This is a genomic window from Bacillus cereus, assembly GCF_002567495.1.
In the GTDB taxonomy this organism is placed as follows: Bacteria; Bacillota; Bacilli; order Bacillales; family Bacillaceae_G; genus Bacillus_A; species Bacillus_A cereus_AQ.
In genome coordinates this window covers 59,717-76,362 of record NZ_NVAP01000010.1, presented here as the reverse complement: position 1 = coordinate 76,362, position 16,646 = coordinate 59,717, and the positions used below count along the sequence as shown (strand labels likewise).

Below are 16,646 nucleotides of genomic sequence, written 5' to 3'. Positions count from 1 at the left end.
AAATTAGTGAATATGAAAAAATCTTTAGCGGTGGCAACTTTAGGGTTAGCGGTTTTAGGTTTTGGTTTTACTAATAACGCAAGTGCTTCAGAGGTGGGCACTGCAGACAAACAGCCTGTTTTAGTTGACTCTGATACTGTTCAATCAGCAAAAACATCTAATGTTCCTAGTTTGACTGTTGCAGCTGCACCTAAGAATGACTCTAACATTAGCGTGTATACTCCCTTTTTCGGTAACCCATATGCAGTTGCTAAATCGAAATCAACTACGACCGAAGACTATATTTATGCAAAAGCAAGAACTTTCAATGGCGATGGCTCATTAGTAAATACGAAAAGTAATAATGCAAAGAAATCATCTTTTGTAAGTGCTACAGCGACCAACACAAGCGTTTATTATGGAGATGATTATACTATCGGTAATCATACCTATAAATTAAGTGGTTATAATGATGTGAATCACGAAACAAAAACTTCCTGGTAAGAAGAAGAAAAAAGATATGCATCTTGCATATCTTTTTTCTCTAGTATTTTACATATATTGAGGTGCTATTTATGAAACAAATATATATTATTATCAGTGTTTTACTTATTTCGTTACTTATAATTTATGTTTTGTTCCATTCTTCAATTATACAACCACATATACCTTCTAAAGAAAATAAGAGAGAGCAACAAACCAATATCATTTCATATGGCTTGAAGGATAATCAAGGTCAACATATTAACAATGGCAGCAAAATTACTAGTGAGAATAATAAAATTAATGTATCATTATCATTCGTACATACAATTAACGAAAACCGAAAATATGGATTAATGGTTCTAGAAGATTACGAACAAAGTGAACGTAAAGTAATTCCGAAGTATACAATATTTTACTTTCAGCGATGTAATCCCTAATAAAAGATTCAATAAATTTTATAATGTAAATATTTAATTCTAATCATTAAAAATCCTACTTTTTCTTACTTTAATTGTTTCTAAAATATAAAGAAGAATACCTAAACCAAATATCTTTTCACCATTAGAAATATTATTACCTAATTTAATAATTGGTACATTTAAGCCAAATCTTTCACTCCATTCTAAAGGCATATATCCCCTCTTGCAGTTTATTAATATACGATCATTCATTGTATGAAAAGACGTTTCGAAAAAATCAAATTCCACTTCTATCACAGAAATTTTTATCGCTTTTTCATTCATCAAAGAACCACGTACCATTCCAAATCCTTGTATCATACTTTCTTTAAACATACCTACACAATTATAATTGGAATCATAAATAGCCCAATCATAATTTTCAACTTCACTATGAAAATATGCAAGAATTTCTCCATCACTTGCTTCCAATCCAAAAACTTCTTTATTTTTTAAAATAGGTAATGTTGAAGAAATCATCTTTGTTCCTGCTACATATCTTCCATCAGGAGTATAGTATTAGAAAAATGGAAAACCATGAGGAACTGGTATTAGAAATTATTGATGATATACGCTTCCGTATAGATATTGATTCACCAATTGGTTATGTAGAATTTATGCTTAATTCCCGTTTGAAAGAACTATCCGACTCTGAGATGCTAAAGCAATATGCTCAAAGTAGTCTTCTTAACAGCACACTAGAAGTAGAGAATATAATAGATGCTGTAATAGCTAAGTACTCAACCTCTACAGGAGTTATAGCTACATTTCTGGTCAAAGATAATGCTATTAATGAATTAGTAAAAATTTGTAAGTTAGAGGAAGCGGAAGAGCACTGGAAGGAAAAAGAAGAATTTGTCATGGATAGTATTTATGAATGTATAAAAAAGAATAAAAGAAAAAAAAGGTAATCTATTTTCTAAAGTATATATAAAGAAAAGGCACCTATATATGGGTGCCTTTTCCAATAGTTTTTTAGTAGAAGCAACTGCATCCAATAATGATTAATTATAAAGAGTACAACGAGTAAAGCGAATCCTACAGCAAAACGGGCGGAAATCTCATCGATATGAGAAAAAAACGGTCTTTGATATATTAGGTGTCGTTTACAATTGTACCATGTCTGATAATCAAGCCGCTTAATTTAAAAAGTAAGAGGAAAATAAAAAATAAGAAGATAGAGTCTTTAGAAGTTAGCCGAAAATAAAAATCATGTAGGAGGTAGGCAACCCAGTCTTTAGCTTCAAAATGGAATTTAATTCTGTTTCTTTATTCATGGACACAAATTTAACTAACCACCTTTTAATAGATTCAGGCTGAAAATATTTTTTATACCGTTCTATAACTGTAAAATTCTTTATGGTTTCATAAAAGTGTAGTTGCCAGTTGGAAATAGTCCTTGTAAATCATCGTCTTAAAAAAAGTATAATGTTATTATGTAAACTTATAGTGATAAACTAAGACTCTATTTTTGAAAAAAATAATTTCAAAATAGAGTCTTTTATTTAGTAAAGAGTAAATAATTAAGTGAAACGTATTCTTAATTACTTATATTTTTTCTAGTAACTCTAATTCCTTCTCTACAAAACACATTAATTCTTTTATTGTTTCACCAGAAAAGTCAAATCGAATTCCAGCAGCTTCATATACTGTTTTTACAGATTTAGAACTACCTAAAGATAAAGCATTTTTATAGTTTTGTAGCGTTTTCTGAGGGTTTTCTTTATAATTTTTATACATTTGTAAGGCACCAATTTGTGCAATTGCATACTCAATATAATAGAAAGGTACTTCAAAAATATGCAGTACAGATAACCATTGTGCGACGATCCAATTTTCATATCCATCTGTATTTACTAAATTTGAATTATATATTGCAGAGAGTTCGACAAACTTAGCATTTCGTTCTTCGATAGTATGATTAGGATTCTCATATAACCAGTGTTGAAATTGATCAATGATAAGAGTAATTGGTAAATACTCTATAATTTGTGTTAATTGTTCTTCCTTAGCTTGTTTAAGCTCTTCTTTATTACTATAAAAAACATTCCAGTTGTCCATTGTAAATAGTTCCATTGTCATACTTGCCAATTCAGCAGTCTCCATTGGTAAATGCTGATATTGATGTATAGGAATATCTTTCATTAAATCATGATGAATACAGTGGCCCATTTCATGTAAGAAAACAACAACGTCGGCTTGTGTTTGCGTTAAATTCATAAAAATAAATGATTGTTTAGAGGCGGGCAAGTACTCGCAGAATCCTCCAGGTGCTTTTCCTTTCCTACTTTCTAAATCTAAATAGTTATGCGTTTTTTCTAGAAGAGAGGAAAAACTTGAATCAATTTCTGCGAAAAGTGTTTTGCTTTTTTCTATTAATTCATTTTCATTTTTTACAGGTTGTAAAGGTTTATGATCTGCAGGTACAGCATGTATATCCCATGGACGTAATGTATCTACCCCAAGCTTTTCCTGTAATTCTTTATGCATTTTTTCTTGAAGCGGCACAACGTATTTACAAATAGATTCAGCGAATTCAATACATTGTTCGGCCGTATAATCGAAACGCTCGTATTTTTTAAACATGTAGTCACGATAATTCGTTAAACCAACGTTCCTAGCTTTTTTTGTTCGAAGTACAATCAACTGATTTAAGATTTCTTGAATTTCATTCTCTACGGATAAAAACTTTTCAGAGATAGCAGTCATCGCTCTTTGACGAATGTTTCGATCGGAATCCTGTAAATATATTCTTAATTCAGAAAGGTTTACTTCTTCACCATCCCACATAGAAGAGAGGTTACCAGTGATTTCAAAATATCTTGTTATTAACTCATCTTCAGTAACCTCTAAACTAATATTTTCTTCATTAAAAAGTTCTCTAGTGTTTTGAATTTTTGTATCTAAGAATCCAAACTGAGAAGGATCTAACTGTGAATGATAGGGTGAATCATAATATTTTTGATCTAGTAGACTTTTATAACGTTTTAATATAGGCTGTATGTGTTTTTGATCAAAATCAAAACATTTTTTAACCTCTATATCATTGGTATTTCGTTGAAAGGCAATATAATGTTGCATGAGTTGCTCATTAATAGAATTTAAAGTCTGTGATTGTTGTATTAACCAATTCTCAAGTTCTTGGCTAGAAGATATTGGTACATTTAATAGTACATCCAATTCTTTTGTTAATTCATCTATATTACTAATATTAATAGGCATTGCCTGCTGCATGAACTATCCCTCACTTTTTTATTTACTAATAGAGATATTCTTTTCGTTATTACGAATTCCTTTTTTACCCAAAAAGTTTGTACCTACTATACCAAGAACAATCATTATGGCGCCAATGATATGATAGTATTCGATTTGTTCGTGTAAGAATAATACCCCTGCAATAATCGTGATAAGGTAAACGTAAAGTAACTCTAAAATATACAATAAAAGTTGATTTTGGAGTTATTTTTTGTTTACTTCACTTTTTTCGGCACTCTACATCTAGACGGTAAATCCGTTGACCACGGCAAGACTTTATCAATTTCTTCTTTATTGTTTAAATCGATATTGGGTAGCGTTTCAAACAAATAACGAAGATAATGATAAGGACTTAGATTGTTCTCTTTTGCGGTTTCAACCACACTATACATGATGGCACTTCCTCTAGCACCTCGCGGTGTATTTGAGAACATCCAATTTTTTCTCCCGATTACAAACGGTTTAATAGAACGTTCACTTCTGTTGTTATCAATTTCTAAATGACCGTCTAATAAAAAGGCTTCAAGATGATTCCATTGATTCAAACAATATGTGATGGCCTTTCCTAGCGCACTTTTTGGTAAAACACGATCTTTCTGTTCATAAAGCCATGCCGAAAAAAGGTCCAGAATGGGCCTGCTTTTTTCAAGTCGCTGCTCATATCGCTCCGTAGGGTTGACATGTTTGAGCTTCCTTTCAATTAAATAGAGTTGATTACAGAAGTGTAAACCTTCGCTCGCCTTCACTTTTTCCCCTTCTGTGAATCAGGTAAAGCTTTTAAGGCTTCATCAAACTTCCGTCTGGCATGCGCCCAACATCCCACAAGGGTGACATCCGGTACTTGATGGTAACCACTATATCCATCTACTTGTAAATACCCTTGAAAACCAGTTAAAAAACGTTTCGGATGCTCCCCTGCTCTTGTGGGTTGATAGTCATAGACAACAATAGGGATATCCTCTCGTCCTGTACGGTATAACCACAGATAAGACTTGGTTGTTGCGGCCCGCCCAGGTTCTCGTAAGACTTGGAAGGTTGTTTCGTCCGCATGAAGAATGGTTCGAGTAAGTAGATGTTCATGCATCCTTTCATACAAAACCGCTAACCATCGATCAGCCCCATATAATAACCAATTCCCCATCGTTTGTCGTGATAAGAAGATCCCCATTCGTTCAAAATGCTTTTCCTGACGATAAAGAGGCAATCCTTCTACATATTTTTGTGACATAATATACGCCATAATCGATGGCGAAGCGATACTTTTAGGAAAGGCTGGTGCTGGCATCTTGGCCGTTACAATCGGTGTGGACACCTCATCTAATTCACACTTACGACAAGCGTACACATATCTCTTATGTTCCGTCACCTTTACTTCCGCAGGAACAATCGTCAGTTCCTTTCGGACTTCCACACTCATCTCATGCAAAGCACCACCACAGCACGAACAAACCTGCTCCTCATTAGGTAAACGATATTCAATCGTTTCAACCGGAAGGTTTTGGACAGACTCATCCCTATGACCGCGTTTCTTCTTACGACGATAGGTGATCGTTTCAGCAGCTGGTTCAGGGGTTTCAGAATCACTTTCTTTCTCAGCCTCATTAAACAGTTCTAAAGCGAGTTGATTATTAGGTGTTTTTTCGCTAGACGTACCAAACCGTTTTTGTTGACTGAGACGAAATTGTTCTTCATACCATCTCACCTTTGCCGTGAGTTCCTCTACTTGAGCTTGAAGTGATTCAATTGTGGGTTGATTTGAATGGGAAAGTGTTGTTTTCATAGATAAATAAATTCGACAAAATTATCCAAATTCCTTTTGCATATATGATTTTTATAGAATGGTTCTCGCGTGTACGGCTTGATGCCCTTGTTTTTGTTGAAAAGCCAATCCATCAAGAAGCCATCTCAGTTGTCGTCTTGATATGGTAAGTGGCACACTTGGATGCCCAGTTGGCCAGTAAAACGTTCCCTTTTCCAATCTGCGATAGTGCAACCAGAAACCATTATGTTCCCAAACAAGAATTTTTAGTTTATCGCGTGAGCGATTACAAAAAACAAATAAACAAGAAGAAAAGGGGTCTAACTCAAATTCTTCTTTTACAATAGCCGCTAGTCCATCAATTGATTTACGTAAATCTGTTGCCCCTTGTGCAAGATATACTTTTTCAATTGCGATTTCGGAAATCATTGTTGTTTCACCGCTTGCATCACTTGTAGGAGCACTTGTGGAGTAAAAGGCACATCTAATTCAATGGTTGCTTCTTGAATATGAATTCGAATGGTGGCTTGTATGTTTTCTTCTACGACAGGGACATTCATAGAAACCCAATTCACACGCTCATTTTTATTGTGATCTTCCGTTTCAGGTGATAATTTTTTCAACCAGTAATATAGCCGATGAACTGGTAGGTTCTGTTTTTGACACCAGGAAACTTTTGATAATCCACTGTTTTTATAGTCTTGAATATAAGTTTCCCATTCTTTCTTTACTAGGTGTCTTTTCATAAAAAAACCTCCACATGTATTATGTAAGGAGATTATCTCATGGGTTATTTACAAATTATAGGTGGGGAATATTTGACGCTTACCGAACAAAAACCTTTTACAATAGAAGATACTGCTAATGAAATATCACACTATTCTTTTGATATGAAACCAAATAGTTCATTTACTACGAAAATCTCTTTACACACTTCTCCTCATGCAAGTGAATTAACCTTTTTAATAATTAAAAAACCTGAATACAAATTAAAAGATAATAACTTAAATAAAGCAGCTATTTTAGAAGATATTCTAAGTATGCGATATTCAATGAATCCTCTTCAGAAAGAAAGTGAACAAATAAAACTCTCCCTTATAGATCCAAATGCTATTTTAAAAGATGGTCTTTACGAACCACTATTTGTTACAAACAATGAAGAGAACTTACAAACTGTCTTCTTTGAAAAGGAAGGCAAACAATTAACCTTATCAAACGGCAATGAAACAAAAGATGAAATGACTTACGCAATCGTGGCTTTTAAAGACTGGAAACAAGTTGAACTATTTAACAATAAAAAAGTCGTTTATACTACGGTTGCACCAGAAACAAGACAAATTTTTAATTTCACATTGCCTTCAGTTGATCAGGAAAGTAATTTTCAACTCGTCGCTTTTCCATTTCCTTATAAAGTTAGCGAAGAAAATTATGTCAGTCAACAAGCATTCAGTTCCTTTCGCATCGTAATTGAAAATGAAAATAAATAGGCCTCACTGTGCACATTACAAAAATCTAAAAAAGCCTACTCACACAAGTAGGCTTTTGAAACTACGAAAGTTTCGTCAATAACTGATTTAAATCTTTTTTCGTTTTCGTCGTTAATGATTTCATTTTATTAACATCAATCTTTTCCTTCTCCGCCCCTACAATTAACGGATACATACTTTGACCAATTGTTTTAGAATCCGTCGGATGTGATGCTTCTAGCTCTTTTTCAATCACATCCCACTTTTCATTAATTTGTTTGCCAAGCTTATTCACTGTTTCCAATTTCGGATTAGCAGCTAACTGCTTGTCCAAGCTTTCAATTAATGCCACAACTTCTTTAACGTTCGTTTTCACAGCAACACCTTTCTTCGGATCTTTCGTTGTCTTTCCGTTATTGCTTGTGCTAGTACTTGTGCTTTGATCTGTTGTTTTCCCACTAGTCGTTTGATCATTCGTTTTTCCTGTCGTTTCTTTTTCTTTTGTTTTTCCATTCTCATTTTGAGTTGACGTTTTACCGTTACTTTCTGTTCCTGATGATTCTTTCGTATTTTTTGCATCCTTATCTGTTTTTTCATTTGAAGAAGTATTTGTTTCTTTTTCAGTATCTTTCGTTGTTTTTGACGCTTCATCTGCACTTGTCGTTTTTGCTTCTCCATCCTTTTGCGCAGTTACTTGCTCTTTCTTTTCCGTTTCTTTATCTGCTGAAGGACTACAAGCTGCCATAGTAAGCATTGTACCAATTGTTATCGATGCGATAGCGACCTTTTTCATTTTCATATAAATCCCCCTATGTTTTACATAATTTATCCTCCTCTTTACGATTCGATTTCCCCTTAAAAAATCCCTTTTCACATGAATCACCATCTTTCCGACAGTAATCTTCATAATAATACGGACAAAAACTGATAAATTTATTTTAATATTCGAGTTTCTTCTACTTCATTTTTCTGCTCGCAAGTAAAAGAAAAAGAGTATATTGTCACATTAAGAATCACTATCTTTATATGACGATATACTCTTCTATCAAATTTTTATCTTTCTTGACATTTTATTTATACAAAAAAATAAAATTTTCTTTCGTTTTTTGTTTCTAAACAATTATTAACATAATATTATTATGAATAACCACCATTCGAATGAATGACTTGCCCAGTAATCCATTTCGCTTCTTCACTTACTAAAAAATAAATTAGGCGCGCAGCATCCATTGTTTCTCCAACTCTACCTTGCGGGAATTTCCATACTAAATAATGTTTTAACTCCTCTGTAATCCACCCTGTATTTGTTGGCCCTGGATCAACGGCATTAACAGTAATCCCCTTCTCCATCGCTACTGGTGCTACTGACATTGTAAATGCTTCAATTGCTCCTTTCGTTGCTGCATATGCTAGTTCATCTGGCATTGGACCTACTGACTGCCCTGAAGTAAGATTAATAATACTCCCGCTCGTTTTAAGTGAATAATGTTTTATAAACAATGAACTTAATAACATAGTAGCCCGAACATTAACCGTATAATGTTTATCCAACTGCTCTACATCTAATTCCTCAATTTTTGTATGAGTAGAATACACTGCATTATTAATTAGAATAGATGGATCACCTAATCGTTCTGATACCATATAAAACAAACGATTTGGCGAATAAGACTGCGATAAATTGATTTCTGCCATTTCACATCGAACACCGTAACTTTCAATCTCCTTTTTCAACAAAAAGGGCTCTTGATCATGCATTCCCCACGGCATCGCTTTATCATACTTTGGCCAGTACGTGAAAAAAATGTCTATCCCCTTTTGAGCAAGCACCTTGCATACAGCTGCACCAATTCCATTCAGACGAGTTGCCCCTGTTACAATTGCTATTTTCTTCACCTTTTTCTCCTCCATCTATACACAGATCCCCTGCATGAATACAGAGGATCTATCTTCTTATTGAATATTTGACAGTATACGTTCAGCACTTAATTTTAACATTTTAATAAAGATATAGTTTACAATCGTAAACATTACAAATAAAACGATAAACATAATCCACAATCCTACTTCAAGGAAGAAGTATAATGCACCTACACCCGCTACAATAACTAAAGCTATTAAAATATTAGCTAAAAAATTCCACAAAGTTGTATAGCGGCTCTTAAATAATTTCTGCTCTGTATCCCAATGAATATCTGCAGTTTGTGCATCCCAGCGTGTACCGATTAAATTAATTAGCAATAAACCGTTCGCACTTAATAAGAACCAAAGAACCATAAATACTGGAGAAATCCCCGCTACAACAGCCATCGTAATGCCGAATACTGCTAAAATGATTACATTAATTAACCAAGCCGTTATCGCTTTCGCAAAAAAGATATCCGAAGCTTTTACAGGTAAATAACGATTCACAAACCAAGAGCTTCCATCACGAGAGAATGACGTTGTTGCAATAACGTTACTTCCCATTAAAAATAGAGAGGCACAAAGACCAACACCAATTGCAAGACCTGCTGATTCTGGATTATCAATATACCCTGTAATCCACTTTAAATTTCCGTCCTGTACAAATAAAACAAAGAATAACATAATTGGCATAACGAAAGTTTGTACAATGCAATTTAAGAAAAATTGTGGTGTACGGAATAACGTTTTAAATTCTTTTTTCACATACGCTTTTAAATGCGAACTTTGTACTGTTGATTTCTGTAAACCTTCCGCCGAAATAACTTGTTTCTTTGCTGTACTCGTTGAAAGTCCAATAACCCCTTTTAAATATGTACGCCCTGCAATGTAATAAAACACTACAAAAAATACAAACGAAATGAGGGCAAAGATCATTACGTATAAAGGTCCCTTCCAATTTGCATTTTCTATTAATGCCACTGCTCCGAAATATGTAGTTGGAAAATAATTTGTCATTTGTACTAAAAGAGAGGATTGATTATTTACAAGGAATTCTGCAGCCCCGTCTCCAGAAAACGCACTTTTATTTCTCCACTGCATAAATACATTAATTCCTACAATAAATAGTATACTTACGATTCCAATAAATATATTTCCACGATCTTTATTTTTTGCTATATTTGTATACCTCATAATAACTGTCATGAGTAACGAAGCCAATACTAACGGCACAATCGGGAAGAGTAAGTAAATAAAAATCATATATATGTAATATGTAATAAATGCGCCACTTTTTAGACCGTACGTAATAAAGATTGGTAATAAAATGAATGAACTCATTACGTATTGTGTTATTAATACCGTTAAGAATTTTGCAGAAATAATTTGTGCCGGCTTTAATGGTAATGGCAGTAACATTTCAATATCATTGCTGTAGTAAAATACAGTTAAAATGTTCGTAATACTCATTAAAAATACCCATATACTCGCAATCGCCAGTCCCATTGCAATAATCATTCCCGGCTCTTGCCCTAATTGTTTCATACCTTCATACATTCCGTGTGTCATCGAGCCAAATATTAAAAAGCCAACAAATAATATTGCTGCGAATGAAAATACATACGCCCATCGTTTCTTCTTATCTGTTATGAAATCTGCATAATTTAATTTCAGTAATACTTTCGTTAACGTCCAAATTTTACTCATTTCCCGTCATCTCCAAGAACATTTTTTCAAGTGATTCATTGGATTTAAAATGATCTCTCATTTCATCTAAATTCCCTTTAAACTGAAGATTTCCCTTATTAATAATTGCAACGCGGTCACATATTTTTTCTGCCACTTCTAATACGTGTGTCGAGAAAAATACGATTTTTCCTTTATCTGCATGTTCTCTCATCATTTCTTTTAAAATATATGCGGATTTCGGATCAAGCCCTGTTAATGGTTCATCTAAAATCCATACATCTGGCTCATGCACGAGCACACCAATAATAACGATTTTTTGTCTCATACCGTGCGAGTAACTTTGAATTTGATCCGATAACGCATTGTAAAGATCAAATTTCTTCGCTAAAGACTCAATTCGCTCTTGTCGTACTTCTTTCGGCACTTCATACATATCTGCCATAAAATTTAAATATTCAATTCCCTTTAATCGTAAAAACATATCTGGGCTATCTGGAACATAACCAAACGTCTTTTTCGCTTCCATCGGATTTTTCATAATATCTTTACCGTTAATCGTAATCGTTCCTTTGTCCACCCCATGAATACCAGTAATCATCTTAATTGTCGTTGATTTACCCGCACCATTCGGTCCTAAAAATCCAAAGATTTCTCCGCTAGGCACAGATAAACTTAAATCTTTTACTGCATAAGTAGACCCATTATAACTTTTCGACACATTCGTAATTTCAATCATTCCATCCAATCCTTTCCTTAATTACCAAATAACTATATCAATATTATAGCATAATTCTATTTTTAGATTTTTATATTTTTTCAGTTTTTTCAACCTTTAAAATAAATATACACGCCTAATCCAACGATTAAAACGACAGCTAGTAAAATATAGATCATCGTCAGCCGTTTAATATTCCCTTTTGTCGCTTTACTATAATTCGCATCACCATTCCGTCCAATTAACACCGTTGCCACTACAGTAATCACTACAAGTAATACAACGATCATGATCCAAGTTAGCATTCCTTCCTCCCCCTCCTTACAACCATTTTACAATATTATCCTCTTTATTTCGCAGTATATTTCCTCTTTTTACTATTATTATGAAGCAAACTGGAAAACTATTATTACCATTCCTATCCATTTGTGATATATTTATAACATAACGTGACTTATTTCTAACATCATAAGGAGGACCTATCATGAAAACAACTTGGATAAAATATTTAGGATTTCTCGGTTTTTTCGGTTTCCTCGGATTTTTTTATGAAAAAGGATTGTTTACTATGCTCTGTTTTTTCTCCTTTTTCACAACGTATAGAACAGTTCAACACGATGAACTGTTTGAACAAATTGTCAATAAATCATGCCGCAATGCATTTATCATTACATTACTAACTACCGCTATCATTATGTTTATTGAAATGTTATTTCCAAATAGTGCGCTACAAGAAATTGATATTGCTCTTATTTTCGGCACACTTATTCTTACGTTCGGTTTCTCTATGTTCTTTTATGATAAACCAGTTGATGAAATGGAAGATGCACCATGGCGTTCATAACGAAGATAAAAGAATACCGCGCCAAATTGACCATGACACAAGAAGATTTAGCGAAGCAAGTCGGTGTACGCCGTGAAACAATTAGCCACCTTGAAAAAGGTAAGTATAATCCTTCATTGCAACTCGCTCACGATATAGCGAAGACACTCCATAGTACGATTGATGAGATTTTTATTTTTAAGGATAAATAAAAAATACCGGCATTCTTTTCAAGAAGAATGCCGGTATTTCTCATTGATTACCCATATAAAACCGCATGAAATACGCCTAATAGTAAGTATTGATCCTCTATATAATCTTCATCATATACATTCATCTCAATGTAATACATATCTTCCTCAAGACGAATATTCCAATCTGTGATTACATAGCCTTTTCGTAATAACTTTCCCATCCCAAATGAAGTTTTATGAACAACATATTCTTCTGCCTTATATGTAAAGGTAAATAAGAAATTTGCATCCAATAACTTTCCGTCACATACAAGTATTTCATGCTCTACATCATTATTATCTTTGTACGTTACTAAAATCTTTCTTTGGCGCTGCCTACTTACATCCTTTGCAATGACGCGAATATTTTTCTTAATATCCTTTATTTCATAAATGATATTACTACCAATTTTCGGAATAAAATCCAGCACTCTCATCAGCGTATTTTTATAATAGCCCCTTACTACGCCTACTTGCTCGCTTCCATTATAAACCTCTATCGGCGTCGTATCTGCTTTGCTATCACACGGTCGTTTGTAAGAAAGCTGCATCATTCGCTCTCCTCTTAAGTACTGATCAAACGTCACAGGATATTCTATCGCACGCAGTTCCTTATTTAGCTCATATAAATAGCATTGAACGCTCTCTACTAATGTTTCAGTAGAGATACGCTCTTGAAGTTCAAATTCTTGCCAGCTGGAAGAAACATTCCATTGGTTATGATCCTCTTCATAGAAGAAGCCAAGAATGACCTCTTCACGGTCAGCCGTTTCATATTTCATAGGCACGTTTTGCCCGTGTTGAACTTGTTCCATCCACTGACCTAAATAAATGCCCAGCTCCGCAACCTTCATACATGACTTCTGAAAAAGTACGCTGTCACTCGCGAGAATCGTTAATTCCCCTTCAATAAAGCCCTTTGTATAAGCATCATACTTTGGCTCATCCTTCTGCGGAATAGCCTTGTCTAACTCAAATAAAAACTTTAACATTCTTTATTCACCTCTAGTTGTTACACAGCTCTTACCTATAAATTAACCGCATCAATTCAAATTATATCAGCGATTCTTTCAATATATCGATTTACTAACACCAATCGACAATAGAGAATTCTTATGAAAAGGAAACTACTTTTTCTTCCATAATCTCCATAATACGAAGCAGACTCTCCACTTCATAAGTCGGATTAACACTCGTCTTATTCTCTTTCAAACTCGGATTATACCAGCACGTATCAATACCGTAGTCTTCTCCGCCTTTCATATCAGAAGTTAACGAATCTCCAACCATTAATACACTTGATTTATCAGTAATCCCAAACTTTTCAAACGCATAATCAAAAATCTCACGTGCTGGCTTTTGATGACCAACCTCTTCAGAAATAATAATATGTTCAAAGAAATTACATAAAGGCGAATTTCCGATTCTTGATTGTTGCACCTTCGTATATCCATTCGTAATAATACCTAGCTTGCAATCTTGTAGATTTTCACATAATTGCACAGCACCTTCTATAAGATGTACTTCTTTCCCTAAGTTTTCAAGATATACATCGCTAAATTGCTGCGCATCTACGTCTATATTATGAAGTGCAAATAATTGTCTAAATCGATCTACTGCTAATTCACTTAGCGTAATCATTTTATTTTCTAAATCTCTCCATAATCCATTACTAATCTCTTTATAGCTTGCAAGATAATCATTATACCCTGTAGGCATGCCGAACTGTACAAACGCATTGTGTAATGCATTTCTTTCCGTTTCAGGGAAATCTAATAATGTATCGTCTACGTCAAATAGTATTACTTTGTATTTCATGATGTTCTCCTCAACTCCTATATTCTCATAGCTTAATTATAACAACAATAAGAAAAGGAGGCTAATCAAAACCAGCCTCCCTTCTTCTTACTTATCTTCCAGCAATAACACTTTCATTTCTTCTAACGAATCTTTCGTAAAGCCAAGAGCTTTTTCGGCGTATGCTTCAACTGATCCGTATTGCTTTTGAATTCCATCAATCGCAGCTTGTAAATATTCGGCACGCGCTTCAAACATTGCACCTAATATCGCTCTACTTTCATCATTTTGTAATTTTGCACCTAAAAAGGCCATCATTTTTTCATTTAGCTTTTCACGGTAGCCGTTACTTAGTAAGTAGTCTTCCATTACTGTTTTTTCTGGTACCCCTAGTAAAAGTAATAATAATGCTGAGCCGAATCCAGTACGATCTTTTCCAGCTGTACAGTGATTTACTAACGGTAAGTTTTCCGGGTTTTGCGCGAGTTGTAAGAAACTCACGAACGCCTCGTTACCACTTACGAAATCTTGATTCATTTTCACAAGATATTCACCTGGTTTTCCTAACATAGAAAGGTCACCAACTTGGAAAAACTCATTTATATTTAAATCTTTCGCTAAGTCTTGCATAACTGGTAAGCACACTTGACGAGCACCTGTAATTTCTGGGTTTGGCTTATGCTTTACCTCAAAGTCTGTACGGTAATCACAAATTAACTTCAAACCAGACTTTTGTAAATATGCAATATCCCATTCTGTTAGTCCTGCTAATTCTTCAGAACGGTATAATTTGCCCCATTTTACTTTACGGCCTTCTGTCGTTTCATATCCGCCCATATCACGGAAGTTAAACGCGCCTTGTAATGGCAGTCTACGCTCAGCCACTGTCACTGCTTGTCCATTACTTCCTACTAGTCTAAAATATGGACGTTCATTTTCACTCGGGTTTTCAATTGTATATGATAATTCTCGATTTACCGTTGCAAGTAATTCTCCATTTTCTTCAATATGGTCTGGTGAAGTACTCCAATAAATACGGACTTCTTCTATATTATTTTCCCACTTTATTTGTAACGTATTATCTTCATTTCTTTCTACAGTTGCTTGTAGCCAATTTCTTTGCTGCTCCATTCTTTCACCAACGCTTTCTCTTATAATCGAATCTTACTCTATTGTATTATAGGAATAACTACTTTGTCGTTCTCATTTTTCTTTTTATCTTACAAATAGGAAAAAGTTCTTTTACTTGTTCAAAATTTGTACATGGATTCCCTCGAAATACATATGCAATTTGTTCCATGCCTAAATCCTCATATACAACTGTTCCCCGCTCTCTATGCGAATAAAACTCTAATCCATTTATAATCTGTTTAACGCCATAGTTCGTTGTCCATGAAGAAACAGGATAATACGATTTATTTTTATGTCTACAAACCCAAAGTGCATATAGTTTATTACCTTCGTCCCAGTATACATACTGCGTTTCATCATTCCCTAATCCGACCGATTCGAGCTTCCAACTTACCTTTTCATGAATTGGCAAGTTCGAATATGATACATCATCTGGAGCACTCCACCCTTGACATCTTCCTATCTCACCAATTCCATCTCTTTTTGCTTGAAAGCTCAATAGGTGAAATGGTGTATGTAATATCGTTTTCGCAAACTCCATATTTACTGGTTGTAACCCGAATAGAAATCTTTCCATTTCATCTTTGTTTACATATCCACGATCAATAGAAATTTCAATTTGTGTTTTCCATTTAGATGTAACATAATTTTCTTTTCCCTTGTAATTTATACCTTTCCAATACACAAGCCCTTTATATTGAAAACAATATCCTTTCGCCTGAGAAATACAACTATCAGGGAATACTGGCTCCATTATATCGAGAAAAAACTCTTTTACCCGAAACATTCCGGTTGGAGTAACAACTTGAAACCAAAAACTTTCCCACTTTTCACCTTCATAACGTTCTGAAACTTTTTCAATTTTCCAGCCTTCTAACAATACATCTGGATACAGTAAAGCCAATGAATGAAATGTTTGCTTTAACATATATAGCCCCTCCCGCTAAATG

Annotated in this window: 15 protein-coding genes and 6 pseudogenes; 6 read left to right on the top strand and 15 right to left on the bottom strand. The window is 34.2% G+C overall.

Annotation, left to right across the window (positions count from 1 at the left end; genetic code table 11):
• The first annotated feature begins 6 nt into the window (after nt 1-6).
• A complete protein-coding gene (locus tag COK05_RS05235) occupies nt 7-483 on the top strand; it encodes a XoxI protein (protein ID WP_098611728.1) in 477 nt (158 codons plus the stop codon).
• Nucleotides 484-554: 71 nt separating this feature from the next.
• Nucleotides 555-857 (top strand): annotated as a pseudogene (locus tag COK05_RS05230) (hypothetical protein); the annotation flags it as partial.
• 84 nt (nt 858-941) lie between these two features.
• Here COK05_RS05230 and COK05_RS05225 read toward each other — a convergent pair.
• A pseudogene (locus tag COK05_RS05225) lies at nt 942-1,439 on the bottom strand (ABC transporter ATP-binding protein); the annotation flags it as partial.
• A 2-nt stretch (nt 1,440-1,441) separates the two neighbouring features.
• Here COK05_RS05225 and COK05_RS05220 point away from each other — a divergent pair.
• A pseudogene (locus tag COK05_RS05220) lies at nt 1,442-1,834 on the top strand (replication initiation protein); the annotation flags it as partial.
• 637 nt (nt 1,835-2,471) lie between these two features.
• Here the strand turns inward: COK05_RS05220 and COK05_RS05215 are convergent.
• The 5 genes and pseudogenes from COK05_RS05215 to tnpA form a co-directional block, all read right to left on the bottom strand.
• A complete protein-coding gene (locus COK05_RS05215) occupies nt 2,472-4,157 on the bottom strand; it encodes a M3 family oligoendopeptidase (protein WP_040119562.1) in 1,686 nt (561 codons plus the stop codon).
• An 18-nt stretch (nt 4,158-4,175) separates the two neighbouring features.
• Nucleotides 4,176-4,334 (bottom strand): annotated as a pseudogene (locus COK05_RS05210) (EamA family transporter); the annotation flags it as partial.
• A gap of 48 nt (nt 4,335-4,382) precedes the next feature.
• Nucleotides 4,383-5,958 (bottom strand): annotated as a pseudogene (gene tnpC, locus COK05_RS05205) (IS66 family transposase).
• Nucleotides 5,959-6,009: 51 nt separating this feature from the next.
• Complete coding sequence (gene tnpB / locus COK05_RS05200) at nt 6,010-6,366, bottom strand: IS66 family insertion sequence element accessory protein TnpB (protein WP_018780416.1); 357 nt, start codon at nt 6,364-6,366, stop codon at nt 6,010-6,012.
• On the bottom strand, nt 6,363-6,683 hold the full coding sequence (tnpA, locus tag COK05_RS05195) for an IS66 family insertion sequence element accessory protein TnpA (RefSeq protein ID WP_018780417.1): 321 nt from the start codon (nt 6,681-6,683) through the stop codon (nt 6,363-6,365). Before tnpA ends, tnpB begins: the two co-directional genes overlap by 4 nt.
• Nucleotides 6,684-6,767: 84 nt before the next feature.
• On the opposite strand from tnpA, the pseudogene COK05_RS05190 reads away from it, so the two are divergent.
• Nucleotides 6,768-7,424, top strand: a pseudogene (locus COK05_RS05190) (hypothetical protein); the annotation flags it as partial.
• Nucleotides 7,425-7,485: 61 nt separating this feature from the next.
• On the opposite strand, the gene COK05_RS05185 reads toward COK05_RS05190, so the two are convergent.
• The 5 genes from COK05_RS05185 to COK05_RS05160 form a co-directional block, all read right to left on the bottom strand.
• Nucleotides 7,486-8,202 carry a hypothetical protein gene (locus COK05_RS05185; RefSeq protein ID WP_098611727.1) on the bottom strand — a complete coding sequence of 239 codons (717 nt, stop codon included), beginning with the start codon at nt 8,200-8,202 and terminating at the stop codon, nt 7,486-7,488.
• 338 nt (nt 8,203-8,540) lie between these two features.
• The gene (locus tag COK05_RS05175) at nt 8,541-9,299 is read right to left on the bottom strand and encodes an SDR family oxidoreductase (RefSeq protein WP_098611778.1); all 759 of its coding nucleotides are present in this window, start codon (nt 9,297-9,299) and stop codon (nt 8,541-8,543) included.
• A 57-nt stretch (nt 9,300-9,356) separates the two neighbouring features.
• The gene (locus tag COK05_RS05170) at nt 9,357-11,015 is read right to left on the bottom strand and encodes a putative ABC transporter permease subunit (RefSeq protein ID WP_098611726.1); all 1,659 of its coding nucleotides are present in this window, start codon (nt 11,013-11,015) and stop codon (nt 9,357-9,359) included.
• Nucleotides 11,008-11,733: an ABC transporter ATP-binding protein gene (locus COK05_RS05165; protein ID WP_000570199.1), complete on the bottom strand. Its 726-nt coding sequence runs from the start codon at nt 11,731-11,733 to the stop codon at nt 11,008-11,010. Before COK05_RS05165 ends, COK05_RS05170 begins: the two co-directional genes overlap by 8 nt.
• A gap of 89 nt (nt 11,734-11,822) precedes the next feature.
• Complete coding sequence (locus COK05_RS05160; protein WP_000958866.1) at nt 11,823-12,017, bottom strand: hypothetical protein; 195 nt, start codon at nt 12,015-12,017, stop codon at nt 11,823-11,825.
• 179 nt (nt 12,018-12,196) lie between these two features.
• Between COK05_RS05160 and COK05_RS05155 the strand changes: the two genes are divergently transcribed.
• Nucleotides 12,197-12,556 carry a DUF3796 domain-containing protein gene (locus COK05_RS05155; RefSeq protein ID WP_098611725.1) on the top strand — a complete coding sequence of 120 codons (360 nt, stop codon included), beginning with the start codon at nt 12,197-12,199 and terminating at the stop codon, nt 12,554-12,556.
• Nucleotides 12,544-12,747 (top strand): helix-turn-helix transcriptional regulator, encoded by a 204-nt coding sequence (locus COK05_RS05150; RefSeq protein WP_098611724.1) that lies wholly within the window; start codon nt 12,544-12,546, stop codon nt 12,745-12,747. Before COK05_RS05155 ends, COK05_RS05150 begins: the two co-directional genes overlap by 13 nt.
• 47 nt (nt 12,748-12,794) lie before the next feature.
• Here the strand turns inward: COK05_RS05150 and COK05_RS05145 are convergent, their stop codons facing one another.
• The 4 genes from COK05_RS05145 to COK05_RS05130 all read right to left on the bottom strand — a co-directional run bounded on the left by COK05_RS05145 (nt 12,795) and on the right by COK05_RS05130 (nt 16,624).
• On the bottom strand, nt 12,795-13,760 hold the full coding sequence (locus COK05_RS05145; protein WP_098611723.1) for a tubby C-terminal domain-like protein: 966 nt from the start codon (nt 13,758-13,760) through the stop codon (nt 12,795-12,797).
• Nucleotides 13,761-13,881: 121 nt separating this feature from the next.
• Nucleotides 13,882-14,586, bottom strand: coding sequence for a YjjG family noncanonical pyrimidine nucleotidase (locus COK05_RS05140; protein ID WP_098611722.1), 705 nt, complete (start codon nt 14,584-14,586; stop codon nt 13,882-13,884).
• 87 nt (nt 14,587-14,673) lie between these two features.
• Nucleotides 14,674-15,696: a tyrosine-protein phosphatase gene (locus COK05_RS05135; protein ID WP_098611721.1), complete on the bottom strand. Its 1,023-nt coding sequence runs from the start codon at nt 15,694-15,696 to the stop codon at nt 14,674-14,676.
• Nucleotides 15,697-15,754: 58 nt separating this feature from the next.
• The gene (locus COK05_RS05130; RefSeq protein ID WP_098611720.1) at nt 15,755-16,624 is read right to left on the bottom strand and encodes a hypothetical protein; all 870 of its coding nucleotides are present in this window, start codon (nt 16,622-16,624) and stop codon (nt 15,755-15,757) included.
• Nucleotides 16,625-16,646 lie beyond the last annotated feature (22 nt).

Coding starts and splice junctions, on each gene's coding strand:
- COK05_RS05215 (WP_040119562.1), bottom strand. CDS start 4,157: ATGCAGCAGGCAATGCCTATTAATATTAGTAATATAGATGAATTAACA.
- tnpB (WP_018780416.1), bottom strand. CDS start 6,366: ATGATTTCCGAAATCGCAATTGAAAAAGTATATCTTGCACAAGGGGCA.
- tnpA (WP_018780417.1), bottom strand. CDS start 6,683: ATGAAAAGACACCTAGTAAAGAAAGAATGGGAAACTTATATTCAAGAC.
- COK05_RS05185 (WP_098611727.1), bottom strand. CDS start 8,202: ATGAAAATGAAAAAGGTCGCTATCGCATCGATAACAATTGGTACAATG.
- COK05_RS05170 (WP_098611726.1), bottom strand. CDS start 11,015: ATGAGTAAAATTTGGACGTTAACGAAAGTATTACTGAAATTAAATTAT.
- COK05_RS05165 (WP_000570199.1), bottom strand. CDS start 11,733: ATGATTGAAATTACGAATGTGTCGAAAAGTTATAATGGGTCTACTTAT.
- COK05_RS05160 (WP_000958866.1), bottom strand. CDS start 12,017: ATGCTAACTTGGATCATGATCGTTGTATTACTTGTAGTGATTACTGTA.
- COK05_RS05155 (WP_098611725.1), top strand. CDS start 12,197: ATGAAAACAACTTGGATAAAATATTTAGGATTTCTCGGTTTTTTCGGT.
- COK05_RS05150 (WP_098611724.1), top strand. CDS start 12,544: ATGGCGTTCATAACGAAGATAAAAGAATACCGCGCCAAATTGACCATG.
- COK05_RS05145 (WP_098611723.1), bottom strand. CDS start 13,760: ATGTTAAAGTTTTTATTTGAGTTAGACAAGGCTATTCCGCAGAAGGAT.
- COK05_RS05140 (WP_098611722.1), bottom strand. CDS start 14,586: ATGAAATACAAAGTAATACTATTTGACGTAGACGATACATTATTAGAT.
- COK05_RS05135 (WP_098611721.1), bottom strand. CDS start 15,696: ATGGAGCAGCAAAGAAATTGGCTACAAGCAACTGTAGAAAGAAATGAA.
- COK05_RS05130 (WP_098611720.1), bottom strand. CDS start 16,624: ATGTTAAAGCAAACATTTCATTCATTGGCTTTACTGTATCCAGATGTA.